The sequence below is a fragment of the Bradyrhizobium iriomotense genome (assembly GCF_018129405.1).
Lineage (GTDB): Bacteria > Pseudomonadota > Alphaproteobacteria > Rhizobiales > Xanthobacteraceae > Bradyrhizobium > Bradyrhizobium iriomotense_B.
The window spans coordinates 119,102-135,917 of sequence record NZ_JAFCLP010000018.1; the positions used below are offsets into that span (position 1 = coordinate 119,102).

Sequence of the window (16,816 nt, forward strand, 5' to 3'; positions counted from 1 at the left end):
CTCGTCGTTATTCCGCGGCATCGCGCGGCTGTATCTTCCAGGCGCCGGCAGCCGGCCGCTTCAGCCCGAGATTTTCGCGCAACGTCTTGCCACGATAGTCCTTCTGGAACAGGCCACGGCGTTGCAGCTCCGGTACGACATGCTGGACGAAATCGGCGTAAGAGCCGGGTACATAGGTCGCGGCGATGACAAAGCCGTCGCAGCCGCGCTCGACGAACATTTCCTCCAGCTTGTCGGCGATCTCCCTGGGGCCGCCGACCATGGCGTCCTGCACCTGTCCGCGGCCGGAGAAGGTGACGAAGTCGCGCGCGCTGGGGTTGCTCTTGCCTGAATTCTTCAGCACGCCGTCGCGGATGCCGAGGATACCCTGCATGCTCTTCAGTTCTTCCGTCGTCAGCGGCTCGTCGAGATCCTTGGAGGCGAAATCGTAATTGAGCGCTTCAGCGAGCAGCGACAGCGCGTCGATCTGCAGCGGCAGCTTGTTGATCAGCGCCATCTTGTCCTCGGCTTCAGTCTTGGTCGCGGCGCAGACCGGCGTCGTCAAATTGCAGAGGAACATCTGATCGGGATCACGGCCGGCTTTCGCGGCTTCGTTGCGCACGGCCGCATAGCCTTCCCTCGCGGCGGCGAGGTTGCGCGCGGCAGTGAAGATCACCTCGCCCCAGCGGCCGGCAAAGCGCTGGCCGCGGCCGGATGCGCCGGCCTGGATGATCACGGGATGGCCCTGCTGCGAGCGCGGCACGGTGAACGGCCCGCGCGACTTGAAGGCCGGCCCCTTGTGATCGAGCCGCTTCACCTTGGTGGGATCGGCAAAGCGGCCGCTTGTCTTGTCCATGATGAGCGCGCCGTCCTCCCAGGTGTCCCAATGGCCGAGCACGACCTCCATGAACTCGTCGGCGCGGTCGTAGCGGGAATCATGTTCTGGATGGGAATCGCGCCCCATGTTGAGGGCTTCGCCGTCATTGAGCGAGGTGACGACGTTCCACCCCGCGCGGCCGCCCGACATCAAATCGAGCGTCGCGAAGCGGCGGGCGACGTCGAAGGGCTCGTAGTAGGTGGTCGAGCAGGTCGCGCCCAGGCCGAGCTTGTCGGTGACCATGCCCATCGTGGTCAGCACGATCAGCGGGTCCATCTTCACGCAGCGGATGCCGTATTCGACGGTGTGGGCGTGGTCGTTGCCGTAGCGGTCGGGCATCGCCAGGCGATCATCGAAGAACGCCATGTGGAATTTGCCGGCTTCGAGGATCCTGGCGATCTCCTGATAGTAGTCCGCGGACATCGAATCGTCGCGCGAGTCCGGATGCCGCCACGAGCTCGGCAAGTTGGTGCAGTTCTGCGCCTGGAGGAAGCCGACCAGTACCATCTGCCGCGTCATGCTGCTGTTCTCCGAATTGCGTCAGGCCAGATTGAGGACCGTGTCGAGCCGGTAGTCACGCGCCAGCGTGCGCAGCTTGTTCCAGGTCGCATCCTCGATCTCGATGCCGTCGCGCAGGCGCTGCTGCTCGCGCAGGCCCTCGATCTCGCCGGGATAGTAGACGCCTGTGCTGCCCTCGGACGGCGGGGTCGATTTCAGATAGCGTGCGAACTCGGCGACCTCGCGCTTGAACTCCTTGAGCGGGCGGAATGCGGCGACGTTGAACACGGCCATGAAGCAGCCGTCATTGTGCCGCCCCGTAGGCTCGACGCCGAAGCCGAGGCCGGTGAGCAGACCGCAGAGAACCTCGACCATAGCGGCAAGGCCGCTGCCCTTGTAGCCCTCGGTACCGCCGAGCGGCAGCAGTGCGCCGCCCTTGCGATATTGGGTCGGGTCGGTGGTGTGTCGTCCCTCGGCATCGATGATCCAACCGGTGGGAATCTCTTCGCCACGGGCGACTGCGAGCTGGATCTTGCCGGCCGCGACCGCAGAGGTCGCCATGTCCAGATAGAACGGCGTATCGAGATCGGATGGCACTGCGATCGAGATCGGATTGGTGCCGAGCCGCGCTTCCTTGCCGCCGAACGGTGCCACGTGTTTCGGCGAGCGGCCGGAATCCGCTGTCGCGATCCCGATCATGCCTTCGCGCATCGCCATCAGGGGGTAGGCGGCGAGGCGGCCGACATGGCTTTGCCGGAACACGGTGCAGGCAGCGACGTTGGCGGTCTTCGCCTTCTCGATCGTCAGCGCCATCGCCTTGGCGTTGACGTGGAAACCAAAACCCCAATGGCCGTCGATCACCGTCGTGGTCGGCGATTCCTGGACGATGCTCCATTTGGCGCCGGGCACGATGTGGCCGGCCTTGATGCGGTCGATATAGGTGGGAACGGCGATGACGCCGTGGGAATCGTGGCCGGCGAGATTGGCGTTGACGCAGCCGCTCGCGACGGCGTCCGCTTCCTCCTCCGAAGCTCCAGCCGCCTGGAGCAGCGCAGCGCTGATGCGCGTGAGGCGGTCGGCCTTGACGAGCGGCATGGCGTTTCCCCGGCATGGTGCCCTTAAGGGGCTGCTTGTTGGGGGCCATCGTCTCAAAGCGCGGGAGCGATATCAATCTCCCGTAAACCAATACAGGGCTGCAAATTCGTAAACGGAACACGCCCTTGGTCGAAGATTCGCCCCGCACGGCGGTATTTTCGAGAGTTTAGCGCCGCTCGTTCGCAGCTCGTTCACTTTGATCGACGGTTTGCCCGGCGGAATAACGACCACTTAGGCGATCGCCGTTCATAAAGCTACCCGGGAGAAATAGGCAGAAATGCCCGGGAGCTGAGATCGTGCCGACGACACTCGCGCGCACATTTGCGGCGCTGAGCGCCATCAATGAAGCGATCCTCTACGCGAGATCGCCGGACGAGCTGTACCAGAAGGTCTGCGACGCCGGCTTTTCGAGCGGGGACTTTTTGGCCGTGGCCGTGTTCCTGGTGGGCCCCGATGGCCGGCGGCTGTGCTTTGCGGCTGGTTGCGGCGACGATATCCCGCGGCTGCGCTCGATCGTGATCACGACGGATGCCGGCACCCCGGAAGGATCGGGCGTCGGCGGCGAGGCATTTCGCGATCAGAAGCTTTGCATCAGCAACGACTATCTCAACGATCCGCGCTCGCTGGCGTGGCGTGAGGGGGCCGCCAAGGCGCATATCGGTGCGGCCGCGGCGTTGCCGCTGCTCTGCAACGGCAAGAGCGTCGGCGTGCTGTACGTGACGCGGAGCGAGGCCAACTCGCTGAACGAGCAGATGGTGTCGCTGTTCGAGCGCATGTCGGCGAACATTTCCTACGCGCTGGACAATTTTGCGCGCGAGACCGCGCAGCAGATCAGCGAACGGGCGACACGGCGGCTCAACCGCATGTTCGGCGCCATCAGCGCCACCAACGAAGCGATCCTGCGGGCCAAGACCGAGCTGGAGCTGTACCAGCTCGTCTGCGACGCCTCCGTGCACAGCGGCAAGTCGCTGGCGACCATCGTGCTGCTCCGCGAGCCGGATTCGCACTGGATGAAGCCTGTCGCGGCCACCGGGCAGAACCTCGAGCTCGTCACCCAGGCGCGCTATTCGGTCGACCCGGAAAATCCCTACGGCAAGGGCATCTCCGGCGAGGTGTTCCGGACGCAGAAAGCCATCGTCGAGGACGATCTCGCCAGCCGTACCAAGGGCTCGCCCTGGGAGCAGGCCAACGTCAACACCGGCGTCGCCGCCTGCGTGGTCGCGCCGCTGATCAAGCATGGCGAAAGCGTCGGCGTGCTCCTGTTCTTCATCAGCCGCTCCTGGGCCAAGGACGAGGAGATTGTCGCGCTGCTGCTGCGCATGGCCGAGAACGTCTCGTTCGCGATCGAGAATTTCGGCCGCGAGGCCGAGAAGGCCAGGATCGCGGCGGAAGAAGAGCGCCTCGCGCGCATGTATGCGGCGCTCAGCGCCACCAACGAAGCGATCCTGCGCGCGCGGTCACGGTCCGAGCTGTTCGAGCTCGTCTGCGAGGCGACGGCCAAAGGCGCCAAGTTCACCTCGGCCAGCATCGCGCTGGTCGACCACCGCGCCGAGCTGCTGCGCGTGGTCGCCAGCTACGGACCGAATGCCGACCAGGTTCGCCACTTCAAGTTTTCGATCTCCGAGCAGGTGGCGGAAGGACGCGGGCTCACCGGCACCGCATTCCGCACGCGCCAGCCCGCCGTCAGCAACGACGTGCTCGCCGACGACCGCATTGCGCCCTGGCACGTCAGCGCCCGTCGCAACGGGATCGCGTCCTCCGCGGCGCTGCCGCTGTTCAACGGCGACCGGGTCGAGGGCGTATTCCTGTTCAACTCCCCGGAGTGCGGCACCTTCACGCCCGAACTCGTCGAGCTGCTGCGCAAGCTCCAGGCCAACGTCTCTTTTGCGCTGGAGAATTTCGACCGCGCCGAGGCGAAGGCCAAGGCCGAAATGCAGCGCAACCGTCTCAGGGGCATGCTCGAGGCGCTGAGCGCGACCAACGAGGCGATCATGCGGGTGAAGACCCGCGCCGAATTGTTCGAGGTGGTCTGCGAGGCGGCGGTGCTCGGCGGCACCTTCTCCTCCGCAACCATCGCCATGGTGGATGCGACGCGGCACTATCTCGACATTGCCATGACCAAGGGCGAGAGCTGCGGCCTGATCAAGGAATGGCGCTTCTCGACCTCGGCCGATGACCCGGAGGGACGCGGGCTCACCGGCACCTCCTTCCGTACGCGCGCGCCTTGCATTGCCAACGAGCTTCTCACCGACATCCGCACCGCGCACTGGCACCAGATCGCGCGCACGCAAGGCACGAAATCGGGGGCCTGCTTCCCGTTGCTTAGCAACGGCGGCGAGGCTGTCGGCGTGTTGCTGTTCCTCTCGCCGGACGAGGGCGCGTTCACGCAGGATCTCATTCAACTGCTGGGGCGGCTCGCCGAGAACGTCTCGTTCGCGCTCGACAATTTCGATCGCGCCGAGGAGAAGGCCCGCACCGAGGCGCAGAAGGAACGCCTGGCGCGCATGTTCGCGGCGCTGAGCGCGACCAACGAGGCGATCATGCGGGCCAAGTCGCGCGCCGAGCTGTTCGACCTCGTCTGCCTTGCGGCGTCGAACGGTGCCAAGTTCACCTCGACGACGATCGCGCTGGCCAGCGCCGACAGCGACCAGCTCAAGATCGTCGCCAGCGCTGGACCGTCGTCCGACACCACTCGTAACATCCGTCTCTCGGTCGACGCCGAGCGCCCCGAAGGTCGCGGGATGGCTGGCACAGCATTCCGGACCCGGCAGCCATGCATCAGCAACGACTATCTCAATGATCAACGCGTGAGCGCCTTCCACGCCATCGTTCGCGGCGACGGCGCGCGGTCGGGCGCGGCGTTTCCGCTCATCGCGCACGACCGTGCCGTCGGCGTCATGATCTACATGTCGACCGAGCCCGCAACCTTCACGGAAGAGTTCGTCGAACTGCTGCAGCGTCTGGCCGACAACGTCTCCTTCGCGATGGAGAATTTCGATCGGGCCGACGAGAAGAACAAGGCGGACGAGCGGATCGAGTATCTCGCCTCGCACGACAGCCTGACCGACCTGCCGAACCGCGAGACCTTCAACGGGCTGCTGCGCGCGGCGATCGACACCGCGCAGCGCCACGATCACCGTTTTGCGGTGCTGTTCATCGATCTCGACCGTTTCAAGGTCATCAACGATTCGCTGGGCCACGAGGCCGGCGACCTGCTGCTGCTCGAAGTGGCGAACCGGCTGCGCGGCGCGCTGCGCGCCAGCGACGTGGTGGCGCGGCTCGGCGGCGACGAGTTCGTGGTCATCCTCGACCAGTGCGGCGAGATCGACGACGTCCAGCGCATCGCGACCGGGCTGCTCACGGCGCTCGCCGAGCCCATGGAGCTCGCCGGTCACGAGTGTCACACCACGGCCTCGATCGGCATCGCGATGTATCCGGCCAACGGCTCCGACGCGCAGACGCTGACCAAGAATGCCGACATGGCGATGTACCTCGCCAAGGAAGACGGCAAGAACGGCTATCGCTTCTTCTCCAAGGAGGTGAAGACCCAGTCGATCGAGCGGCTGTCGCTGGAAAGCGCGCTGCGCCGGGCGCTGGAGCGCGAGCAGTTCTCGCTGAACTACCAGCCCAAGGTGGACATGGAGACCGGCCAGATCACCGGCGTGGAAGCGTTGCTGCGCTGGACCCATCCCGATCTCGGCAACGTCTCGCCCGCCCAGTTCATTCCGCTTGCAGAGGAAACCGGGCTGATCGTGCCGATCGGCCGCTGGGTGCTGAACGAGGCCTGCGCGCAGGCTATGGCCTGGCAGCGCCGCGGCCTGCTGCCGCTGTCGATGGCGGTCAACCTGTCGCCGCGACAGTTCGCCGACGAGCATCTGTTGCAGGATGTCGACGAGGCGCTCGCGGCTTCCGGCATGTCGCCGGTGCTGCTCCAGCTGGAGGTCACCGAGAGCATGATGATGCGCAATGTCGGACGTGCGCTCAAGGTGCTCGACGCCATCCAGAGCCGAGGCATCCGCCTTGCCATCGACGATTTCGGCACCGGCTATTCGTCGATGTCGCTGATGAAGCACTTCCCGATCGACACCATCAAGATCGACCGCTCCTTCGTGCGCGACCTGCCGCAGGATTCGGAGGACCAGGCAATCGCGCAGGCGATCATCAGCATGGGCAAGGCGCTCGGCATGACGGTCGTCGCCGAAGGCGTCGAGAACGCCGAGCAGGAGGCGTTCCTGCGCAGCCACGGCTGCGACGAGATGCAGGGCTTCCTGATCTCGAAGCCGCTGCCGGCGAAGCAGATGGCCGAACTGCTGCGGCCGATGGTCCTGCCTGTGGCACCGCCGCTCCAGCCCGAGCCGGATCCGGTTGCCACTGCGGCTGCGGCGCTACGGCTGAAACGCGCTGTCGTCTGACGGCTGCGGGTGCAGCTCGCGGACGTCGTGGTCCGTGCCCTCGGCCATGCTCGGAAAATCCTGGGGCCCCGTCAGCGACGTCTGCTCGACGAACAGCGCCAGAATCGTGCGCGCGCCGTCGGCGAAGCTCGTGCCCTCGTTCAAGCCGAGCTCGGCGCACCATGTGCTGCTCATCGGCTCCTGATCGTCGACCACCGCCATCGCGGGCCCCCACCACCAGGCAGGCGCAGGCGAGCGCTCGTCCTCGGGCACGACATGCCAGCGAACGAACTCATCCATCACGCGCTCGAACTCCAGGCGTGCAGCCTGATGCATTGGATCGATTACTCCTTCGAATCCGCGCCTGATGACAGGCCGTCACGCAGATTCGATTGTGGTCCTGACATCAGGAAAAATCGGCTCGCGCAACAGGCGGAGCCCTGCATCCCGACCTCATCGTCGGTGATGCCCCAAAATGCGGCCGTCGGCGATGCACCAACGGCGGCAGCGAATGTCCATTGTAGCCGTTTGGAGGCACGGCAGGCAAGGTACGGATGTTACGGTTGCTTAACGTGCCCTAAGCGGATGGGCCTTCTGGTGCCAGGCCCAGGCGGTGCGGATCACCGTCGGCAGGTCGGAGTGACGCGGCACGAAGTTAAGAACTTTTCGCGCGGCAGAGGCGTCGGCGACGAGGTAAGCGGGGTCGCCGGCGCGGCGCGGCTTGACCGTGTGCGGCACCTCGCGCCCGGTCTCCTGCCTGATGGCGTCGAGGATCTCGCGCACCGAGAAGCCCGAGCCGGTGCCGAGGTTGAAGCTGCCGCCGGCATGTCCCTGTTCCAGAAGCTTCAGTGCCGCGACATGCGCGGCGGCGAGATCGGTGACGTGGACGTAGTCGCGGATCGCGGTGCCGTCGGGCGTGTCGTAATCGTCGCCGAACACGGCGAAGTCGACATGGCCCTGCAGCGCCATCATCGCGCGCGGAATGAGATGGGTCTCGTTGTCGCGCAACTCGCCGATGCCGCCGGCGGGATCGGCACCGCTGGCGTTGAAATAGCGTAGGCAGAAGGCACCGAAGCCGTAGGCCGAGCGATAGTCGGCGAGCATGCGCTCGATCATCCATTTCGATGCGCCGTAGGGATTGATCGGTGCGCAGGGGAAGTCTTCCGGCAGCTCCTTGGAATCGGCATTGCCGTAGACGGCACCGGTCGACGAGAACACGATGCGATGGCAGCCGGCGTTGCGCATCGCCTGCAGCAGCGACAGCGTGCCCTGCACGTTGTTGATGTAGTATTTCTGCGGGTCGGTCATGGACTCGCCGACGAGGCTCGCGGCCGCGAAATGCATCACGGCGGTGACCTTGTGCCGGGCGAAGACGCGTGCCAGCGCCGCGCCGTCGAGGAGGTCCGCCGTCACCAGCTCCGCGGCGACGAAGCTGCGGTGACCTGTCGAGAGATTGTCGAAAACCACCGGCAGATAACCGGCAGCGGTCAGCGCGCGGCACGCGTGCGAACCGATGTAACCCGCGCCTCCCGTGACGAGGACTATCGGTCGGTCGGTCATGTCCTTGACTCGGCGTCTCTCAGCGGTTGAAGGGCCGCTTGCGGCTGAACAGAAGATAGAGCGCGCGGGGGTTGGTGGTCAAATAGCGCCAGAACAGGCGGCGGGGCTCGAGCCATGTGCGCCAGGCCCATTCGAGTCCGAATTTCTGCATCCATTGCGGCGCGCGGGACCGGCTGCCCGACAAGAAGTTGAACAAGCCGCCGGATGTCTTGATAACGCCGACATTGGTGAGCAGCGGTGTGAATTCCTCGACGAATGCCTGCTCGTTGGGCACGCCGAGCGCGACCCAGAGATAATCGGGCGCGAGCGCGTTGATCTCCTCGACTTTCGCGCGCAGGGCGTCGCCGTGCAGATAGCCGTGGCTGTGCCCGACGATCTTCAGGTTCGGATACAGATTGCGGACGTTGGCGACCGCCGCGGCGTTCTCGGCCTCGCTGGCGCCGAACATGTAGAAGGTGCGGCCCACCGCTTCGGCCTTGCGCGCGACGACGTGGAACAGGTCCGTGGTCGCGACGCGCTCGGGCAGCGGAAACCAGGATTGCAGTTTCGAGGCCGCCACCAGCGGCTGGCCGTCGGCATTGATCAAATCGGCGATGCGGAACAGGCGCTCGGTCTGCGGCTCGGTCGAGCAGCGCGCCAGCACCTCGCCATTGGCCGAGGTCAGGTACAGCGGACGGCCGATGCGATGTTGCGGATCGGTGGCCTCGATCATGAAATCGGCGGTTGCTTCCAGATCGAGCGCGGCCATGCGGAGGCCGCCGACGGTGGTCCGTGGCACGTCGGCGGTTGCGGCCCGACCGTCCAGGTTGATGCGGCGCTCAAGCATATTGTCTGCCTCGCTGGCGCGCTTGGGTTGCGGGGGTGAGCTCGTCGAGCACGACGCCGACGAGCTTGCGCTCGGCGCGGCCGAGCGTGCTCAGGATCTCTTCCAGGCTGTCATTGATGTCCATGCTGGTCGGCAGCACTGCCACCAGCGCATCGACCTCATCGAGCAGCTTGCGGCAGCCGGCCGCGAGCGGCATTGCGGGCCCGTCGAGGATCACGAGGTCATAGCCGCCGGCGGAGCGCGCCTGCGCGATCGCCTTGCGGATGGCCTCAGCTGCCTTGCCGGCATCGCCTTCGGCGGCCGGCAGCACCGAGATGCCGTTGACCGTCTTGATCTCGCGCGCGGCCTTGCTGCCGTTCGAGAGCCAGCCGAGCCTGCTCGGCTCGCTCTTGCCGTTACGGTTGACCTTGTTCGAGAGCGAATGCGCCAGATGATCGGCGTCGATCATCAGCACGCGGGCGCCGTCGCGCGCGGCTGCGAGCGCGAAATTCAGCGCGGTCACGCTGCGTCCGGTGGTCTCGCCGGGACCGAGCAATGCGACCACCGGCAGCGCCTTGCCGCCGGCGCGCCGGGCCACTGCCGCGCGCATGTCGCGCCAGGCATTGAGCAGGCTCGTCAGGGGGAAGCCGGGGCGCAGCGTCGGCCAGCCCAGCCGTGTCAGGTCGACGCCGCCGCCGGTGGCGAGAATGGCGCCGAGCGTGTGGATGACGTCGGCTTCCTGGAGGCGCGCGATCAGAGGTTTTTCGATCAGGGGCTTGTCGCCCATCGAAGGTTGCAGCGGCGGTGCGGCAAGTTCCGGCAGGGCCTGCGCAACTTCCGGAGCTCGCGAGACCGGCTGCGGCTGCACGGTTTCCGGAGTTCGCGCGGCCTGCGGCGCTCGCGCAGCATCCGGGGCCGGCGTGCGCTGCGGACGGGCCGGCGTCGGCGCCGGTGCGGTCGCGCCGGCGAACAGCAGCTCGGCCGCGACGAACCAGGTCGATGCAGCGATCGCACCGAAGATGAAGCCGATCATCGCGAACAGGCTCATGGCCGGCGGGAACGAACGCCGCTGCGGCACGGTGGCCTCGCCGATGACGCGGGCGGCCGACGTGTTCAGGCTCTCCTGCTCCTCGGTCTCGCGCGAGCGCTTGAGGAAGGATTGATAGACGTCGCGGCTGGCATCGGCCTCGCGCTCGAGCTCGCGCAGGCGCACGGCGGCCTGGCTGAGCTGCACGCTCTGCCGCTTCTGCGCTTCCAGCGCCCGGTTCAGCGACGCCTCATAATCGCGGGCGCGGGTCAGATCATTCTTGGCCGACTGGGCGAAGCGGTCGATCTCCTCGCTGATGGTGCGCTTGAGATCCTCGACCTGCTTCTCGGTCTGGCGCAGCGCCGGATGGCGCGGGCCGAGCTCGCCGGCCTGCTCCGCATATTTCTTGCGGGCCTCGGCATATTGCGCGCGCAAATTGGCAATGGTCGGCGATTGCAGCGCTTCGGGAATTGCGCCGGCATCGGCCGCCGTGCGCCGGCTCGCCTCGATCTGGTCGAGCCGGGCCTGCGCATCCATCGTCGCGGCGCGCGCGGCGGAAAGCCGCTGGTTGCTGGCGGAGAGCTGCTGGTCGCTGATCAGCGCGTCCTGGGTGCCGACGAAATTATTCTGCGCCTTGTAGGTCGCAAGCGCGGTCTCGGCATTGCGCAGTCGCTCGCGCAGCTCCTTCAGCCGGCCGGAGAGATCGCTGGTGGCGCGGCGTGCCGCCGAGGCCTGCGAGTTGCGGGACTCCGTGAGGTAGACGTTGGTCAGCGTGTTGGCGAGCATCGCCGCCTTCGCCGGATCGGTCGACCACACCTCGATGTCGACGATGAAGCTCTTCTCGGTCTTGCGGATGGTGATGTGCCGGTTCAGCGCGTCGAGCGCCGCGAGCTGCACTTCCTTCGTCTCGGCGGCGGAGGGCGCGCGAGGCTGGAGGCCGATCAGCCCGAGCAGCGACGACATCAGGCTCTTGCCGTCGCCGCCGCCGAATTCGGCATCCTTGTCGAGACCCGCCTGCTGGATCACCTGGAGCAGCACGCTGTTGGAGGTGATCAGGCGCGCCTGGCTCTCCACCACCATGGACATGCCGGAGACGTCCTGCGCGCGGGGCGTGAGCTCGCGATCGACGAGCTGGAGCTCGCGCGGGTCGACATAGAGCTGGGCGGTTGCGGTGTAGCGGGGCGTCAGGCTCTTGCCGACCGTGACCGCGAGCGTCGCGCCGAGCAGGGCGGCGGCCGCAATTGCGACCTTGCGCCGCCAAAGCAGGTTGACCAGCTCCAACACGTTGAAGCCGGCCTGGGGCCTCTGCGGCGGGGCCTCTGGTCTCGCCCGATCGATCGGCTGGTTATAGTCCAGCATGGTCCCCAGCTTTCATTCCAACGGCCGCGGGCTGAGGGGTTACTCTTCGCTTTACGCCACGCACCCGCGATATAGGTGCCCAATCAACGCAACAGGGAAAATTAACCATACTCATTGAGGGACTATTCACCGAAATGGCAAACAAAGCGTTTAAGCGCATGCCACTGTTCGACGCGTCGGAGTGACGCCGAGGTCCTTCAGAGATTAACGGTTCGTTACCGCGCGCAGCGAGGGCGCGAGGCTCCGCTCGGCTCGCAAGTGGCTGCGCGCGCATCGGTCAGCTTTTCCGCAGGATGACGTGATAATCGCCGCGGCGCACGTCGGTGCCGCGCGGGAGCACGGCGTTCAGCACGGCGGCGCCGGCATCGACGAGCGCCGCGAACAACGGCTTGCGCCGGCGCATCTCGGGATAGCGCGGACTCTCGACCTCACGGCGGTAGGTCATCTCGAGGCCGTTGGCGGCCGCGAAGGCTTCGAGCCGCGGCAGCGTCACCAGTGGATGGAAGAAGGTCGGGAACGGCGGCTCGCCGGGCAGGCCGGCGTCCTTGATGCCGCGGATGTGCCGGTAGAACCAGACGTGGAACCAGTGCGGCGAATATTTGGTGACGACGCCGGACAGCGAGCGCGGATTGGGCGCGCCGATCAGGATCATGCCGCCGCGCTTGAGCGCATCGCGGAAGTTCAGCAGCGCTGCGTCGACATGGGGCAGATGTTCGATCACGTTGTAGCAGATCACGAGATCGAAGGTTTCGCTCCCAAAGCTGTAGGTCTGCACGTCGCCGAGGATGGCCTCGTCCGCGTAGGTGTTGTTGCGGACCTGGTCCTCGTCGATGTCGACGACGGTGACCCTGCTGCGGCTCAGCAATTCCGGCGGCAGAACGCTGCACGAGCCGCCGCCGGCCTCATAGATGGCGAGCCGTCCCTGCGGCAGTTCGCGGCGTAGCAAATCATGAACAGCAAGAAGGCTGTCGCGGGCTTCGCCGGGGACCAGATCATGCAGCGCCTGGACATGTGTGGTCGCGGGGGCGTCGATCGCCGTGGCTGTCGCGAAATCGATCGTGGCTGGCTTGTTCATATTTTCTGACCGCGCTTGTTCTATTCAAATTTACAGGAAAAAACTCGCATGCCCGAAGAGCAAATCTGATGCCGCGCCGCTTCACCGGTCGTGGTGCTTACGGACGGGTTAATGCGCATGGGCGTTAACTACGGCATTGTCCGTGTTGGCCCGCTCGCAGCGTAGTGGACTGCGACTTGCACTATCATGATCGCGACGATTTGCAGGAGAAAACGCGTGAAAGCGGTTAAGTGCATGTATGCGAGCTGATCGGCGACTTGTTGTCGTCCTACGCTTCCAGGCCGGTCGTTCATTTTGGGACGCATCTGTCCCGCGGTGATGTGCCGTCACAGAACAATGCTGATCCGCGCGGTTGATGCAGGGTTTTTTCAATAAATCTCGGACATCTAGAACGTCATGACGCTGATCCCGACAGACCTTTCCGCCAGCCGGATCTCGGATGCCGTGCGCGATCCCAATCGGGAGATCGCGGCGAGCTCCCGCGTCATCGACCTGTCGGTCGGCATCGTCGTCTGCATTCCCTGCTTCCGCCGGCCGCAGCATCTGCGGCTGACGCTGGACTCGCTCGCGAGCCAGCGCACCCCGCGTTCCTTCGCCGTCGTCATGGTCGAGAACGACGCCGTAAAGCGCGAGAGCGCGCCGGTCGCCGCGGAATATCTCGCCGACGGCAGGCTCCAGGGCATCTGCCTCGTCGAGCAGCGGCAGGGCAATTGCCAGGCGATCAACGCCGCGTTCGAGACGGCGCAGGCACTGTTTCCCGCCGCGACCCGCTTCCTGATGATCGACGACGACGAGATCGCATCAAGCGACTGGCTCGAACTGATGGTCCGCACCGCGGAGGCGACCGGCGCCGACGTCGTCGGCGGCCCGGTACTGCCGGTCTTCGACGACGATAGCAAGCCGTGGCTTGCGCGTCATCCCGCGTTTTGCCCGGCCTATGATTACAGCGGCGCAGTGCCGCTGATCTATGGCTGCGGCAATTGCCTGATCACCCGCGCGGCGTTCGAGCGGTTCGACAAGCCCGCGTTCGATCTGCGCTTCAACTTCCTCGGCGGCGGCGATTGCGATTTCTTCGTGCGGTGCCGCGACGCCGGCATGCTATTTCATTGGACGGCGGAGGCGGTCATCACGGAGACCGTGCCGCAGAGCCGCACCAGCTTCAGTTGGATCGCCAAGCGGGGCTTGCGCATCGGCGCGATCAATTATCGTGTGCAGCACAAGGCCGCGCAGAGCGTGGCGGCGCGGGCGCGGGTGTTCGCGCAGATGCTCGGTCGGCTGCCGCTGTCGCTGCTGCGTACGGCGCGTCTGCTGGCGACGTCGAAGGCGATCGTCGCGATGCACCCCGTGATGGTGGCGTTCGGTTCTGCGCTCGCGGCCTTCGGCTTCGAGCCGAAGCCCTATGAAGCGTCGAAGATCGTATCCTGACGCTGCAGGGAAGGGTTAGATGCCGAAGCGGGCGAGAACTGTCCTGGCCGCGGCGCGCGGCAGCGCCTTGAGCGAGCGCCGGCCAACCATTGCGAGATAGCCAACAGCGTCGCGATATCTGCCGAAGCGGACCGCCTGCATCGCCGAATAGGTGACGAGATGAATCTCCGCGGCGAGGCGCAGCCCGGGTGCCGTGCCTTCGGGCAATCTCGCCAGGATCAGGCCGTCGTCGAAGACACGCGCGATCGCCGGGAAGAAATCCTGCGGCGTGCGCACCGCCGCGTTCATGGTGTTGGCCGTGTGCAGGCGGTAGTCGAGCAGAAGCTTCGGTGCGAACTCGAACTCACCGATTGCGGCAAGGCGGCACCAGCAATGCCAGTCCTCGCAATATCTGAGCGCGGTATCGAAGCCGCCGATGGCGCGGAAGGCCTCGGCACGGGCGAGCGCGATGCCGCCATTGACGATGAAATTGCCGGCGGCAAGTCGCGCCAGTACGTCGCCGGAGGGCTTGCGGCGTCCCTTCAACAGGTCGCGCCGTCCGATCTGCCGTCCTTCGCTGTCGATCGTGTTGTAGTCGCCGTAGACGAGAACCGCGCGTGGAGCGTCGCGCGCCGTTGCGAGCAGCGCCGCCACCGCGCCGGGGCGCAGGCGATCATCGGCATCGAGGAAGAGCAGCCACTCGCCGCCCGCATGCCGCGCGCCGAGATTGCGCGCGGCCGACACGCCGGCGGAGTCGTTGCTCATCAGTCGCAGCCGCGGGTCACGGATGGCGCGAACGATCGCGGCGGTCTCGTCGGTCGAGCCGTCGTCCACGACGATCACCTCGCTCACCTCCGCCTGCGCCAGCGCGCTGGCGAGGGTTTCGCCGACATAGGCCGCAACGTTCTTGGCGGGAATGATGACGGACACGGAAATGGTCGAGCCGACCTGCAGCGGCAGACGCGGTGCCGCCGCCACGCGTGAGCTGGCCGGCAATTCGAGAACGTCTTCGGCGGTGATCAAGCTGCGGCTCGTTCTTAATGATCCGTTAACCGGGGCGATCTGCGCGCTGGCAGGACCCGTGATTGAAAACTCGCGGCGGATGATACTCGCATTGCCGGCAAATCATTGCGGGCGAGATCTGCGCGCCGCCGGTTTCGTCAAGTAACGTTAAGTCGACGGCATTGAGCTTGCGGAAATATGGAGGAGTGCGCCAGCGCCGCTCGGCCGCACTGGTTGACGGACGGTTAACGGGGATGCGGTAGGACCTGAAGCTTCCGCCGGCTTCACCACCTGCCTTGAGCCATGGATCGCAGCGCCGCTGACACCTCTGACGTCGAGGCCCCATCGCTCGGCCATGTCCTGCGCGACGGCCTTGCCGGATTGAATGCCGTGCGGGTGGCGCGCTGTCTCATCGCGATTGCGGCCCTGCTTCTCATCCTGGTGACGCTCGATCCGTTTCCCGATTTGCGCAGCGAGGACGCGGCCACCGTGGTCGGCGGGCGAATGGCGCTCACCTACGTCTCCTGGGGCCTGCTGGCTGCGGTTGCGGTGCTGCTCGTCGCGGTCACGGATGCACCCGCACTGAAGACCCTGATGACACCGCTGCATTTGTGTCTCGTCGGCTGGCTGTTGATCAACATCGTCTTCTCCGAGAGCCGCGGCGTCTCGATCCAGCGTTTCGTGCTCGCGGCCAGCGTCACGTCGCTCGCCGTTCTGTTGCCGCTGTTGCCGCCGACGCAGCGCAGCTTCAATTTATGCCTCGGCGCCGCCGCACTCGCGCTGCTCGCCCTGTGCTATCTCGGCGTTGTCCTCGCCCCGCAATATTCGATCCACACCGCGCTCGACGTCAGCGAGCCGCAGCTCGCCGGCGACTGGCGCGGCAGCTTCGGCCACAAGAACGTTGCCTCGCCGGTGATGACCATCCTGGTCTATGTCGGCATCTACCTGTCCGCCGCCGGATCGTTCGTGATGGGGCCGGCGATCGCCGCGCTCGCCGGCATCTTCCTGATTTTTACCGGCGGCAAGACCTCCTCGGTGCTGTGCCTCGCGATCTATGCGCTGGCGGCGCTGGTCTATGTCACGCGCAGCCTGTGGCTGAAGCGGCTCATCTGCTTCGTGCCGCTGATCGTGATGAACCTGCTGACTGTCGGCAGCGTGCTGAGCCCGGCGCTCGGGGCGATGACGCGCCTGCTTCCGCTCGATCCCACCTTCACCGGCCGTTCCGCCATCTGGGAGTTCGCACTCGCGGCGGTCGCCGAAAAGCCGGTCATCGGTCACGGCTATGCGGCCTTCTGGGACGACGTGACCGCGCGGCAGACCGCCCAGGGCTCCGAATGGGCGACGTCGGCTGCGCACAGCCACAACTCCTATCTCGATCTCGCGGTCACCATCGGCCTTCCGGGGCTGCTGCTGGTGATCCTCGTCTTCGTGCTCGCGCCGCTCGGCAATTTCCAGTCGGCCCAGGCTCACAACGGGAGCCGCGCACTGGCCAAGCTGTTCCTGACCGTCTGGCTGTTCGGCCTGTACTACGGCGCCACCGAGACCTTCCTGCTCGAACGGCAGAATCCGATCTGGTTCATGTTCGCCCTCGCGGTCGCCGGCCTGCACTTCCTCGCAAGGTTCCAGTGCACTGACCAGACGGAACCCCAGCGCTGACAGCTTGTCGCAGTCGCTGCGCCGTGGTTGCACTGGCTTAACGATAAGCAGCGACGTCACTTGTGGTCTGCGGCAAAACATAATCTAT

At 65.8% G+C, this 16,816-nt stretch carries 11 protein-coding genes; 3 read left to right on the forward strand and 8 right to left on the reverse strand.

Features of this window, described 5'->3' with window-relative positions:
- Positions 1-7 precede the first annotated feature (7 nt).
- On the reverse strand, positions 8-1,375 hold the full coding sequence (locus JQ592_RS29115) for an LLM class flavin-dependent oxidoreductase (RefSeq protein ID WP_211406212.1): 1,368 nt from the start codon (positions 1,373-1,375) through the stop codon (positions 8-10).
- 21 nt (positions 1,376-1,396) lie between these two features.
- The gene (locus JQ592_RS29120) at positions 1,397-2,449 is read right to left on the reverse strand and encodes an Ldh family oxidoreductase (protein ID WP_211406213.1); all 1,053 of its coding nucleotides are present in this window, start codon (positions 2,447-2,449) and stop codon (positions 1,397-1,399) included.
- 296 nt (positions 2,450-2,745) lie between these two features.
- Between JQ592_RS29120 and JQ592_RS29125 the strand changes: the two genes are divergently transcribed.
- Positions 2,746-6,861 (forward strand): bifunctional diguanylate cyclase/phosphodiesterase, encoded by a 4,116-nt coding sequence (locus tag JQ592_RS29125; protein WP_211406214.1) that lies wholly within the window; start codon positions 2,746-2,748, stop codon positions 6,859-6,861.
- Here the strand turns inward: JQ592_RS29125 and JQ592_RS29130 are convergent.
- The 5 genes from JQ592_RS29130 to JQ592_RS29150 form a co-directional block, all read right to left on the reverse strand.
- The gene (locus JQ592_RS29130; RefSeq protein WP_211406215.1) at positions 6,835-7,176 is read right to left on the reverse strand and encodes a hypothetical protein; all 342 of its coding nucleotides are present in this window, start codon (positions 7,174-7,176) and stop codon (positions 6,835-6,837) included. The two genes, JQ592_RS29125 and JQ592_RS29130, sit on opposite strands and share 27 nt — an antisense overlap.
- Before the next feature lie 231 nt (positions 7,177-7,407).
- Positions 7,408-8,400, reverse strand: a complete 993-nt coding sequence (gene galE, locus JQ592_RS29135) for a UDP-glucose 4-epimerase GalE (RefSeq protein ID WP_211406216.1) — start codon at positions 8,398-8,400, stop codon at positions 7,408-7,410.
- Positions 8,401-8,419: 19 nt separating this feature from the next.
- Entirely contained in the window at positions 8,420-9,226 is an 807-nt protein-coding gene (locus JQ592_RS29140) for a WecB/TagA/CpsF family glycosyltransferase (RefSeq protein ID WP_211406217.1), read from the reverse strand.
- Positions 9,219-11,591, reverse strand: a complete 2,373-nt coding sequence (locus JQ592_RS29145) for an exopolysaccharide transport family protein (RefSeq protein ID WP_211406218.1) — start codon at positions 11,589-11,591, stop codon at positions 9,219-9,221. Before JQ592_RS29145 ends, JQ592_RS29140 begins: the two co-directional genes overlap by 8 nt.
- A gap of 277 nt (positions 11,592-11,868) precedes the next feature.
- Positions 11,869-12,666 (reverse strand): class I SAM-dependent methyltransferase, encoded by a 798-nt coding sequence (locus tag JQ592_RS29150; protein ID WP_211406219.1) that lies wholly within the window; start codon positions 12,664-12,666, stop codon positions 11,869-11,871.
- 396 nt (positions 12,667-13,062) lie between these two features.
- On the opposite strand from JQ592_RS29150, the gene JQ592_RS29155 reads away from it, so the two are divergent.
- Positions 13,063-14,091 carry a glycosyltransferase family 2 protein gene (locus JQ592_RS29155; RefSeq protein ID WP_211406220.1) on the forward strand — a complete coding sequence of 343 codons (1,029 nt, stop codon included), beginning with the start codon at positions 13,063-13,065 and terminating at the stop codon, positions 14,089-14,091.
- 15 nt (positions 14,092-14,106) lie between these two features.
- Here JQ592_RS29155 and JQ592_RS29160 read toward each other — a convergent pair whose 3' ends face one another.
- A complete protein-coding gene (locus JQ592_RS29160; protein WP_211406221.1) occupies positions 14,107-15,093 on the reverse strand; it encodes a glycosyltransferase in 987 nt (328 codons plus the stop codon).
- 282 nt (positions 15,094-15,375) lie between these two features.
- On the opposite strand from JQ592_RS29160, the gene JQ592_RS29165 reads away from it, so the two are divergent.
- Positions 15,376-16,728: an O-antigen ligase family protein gene (locus JQ592_RS29165; RefSeq protein WP_211406222.1), complete on the forward strand. Its 1,353-nt coding sequence runs from the start codon at positions 15,376-15,378 to the stop codon at positions 16,726-16,728.
- Positions 16,729-16,816 lie beyond the last annotated feature (88 nt).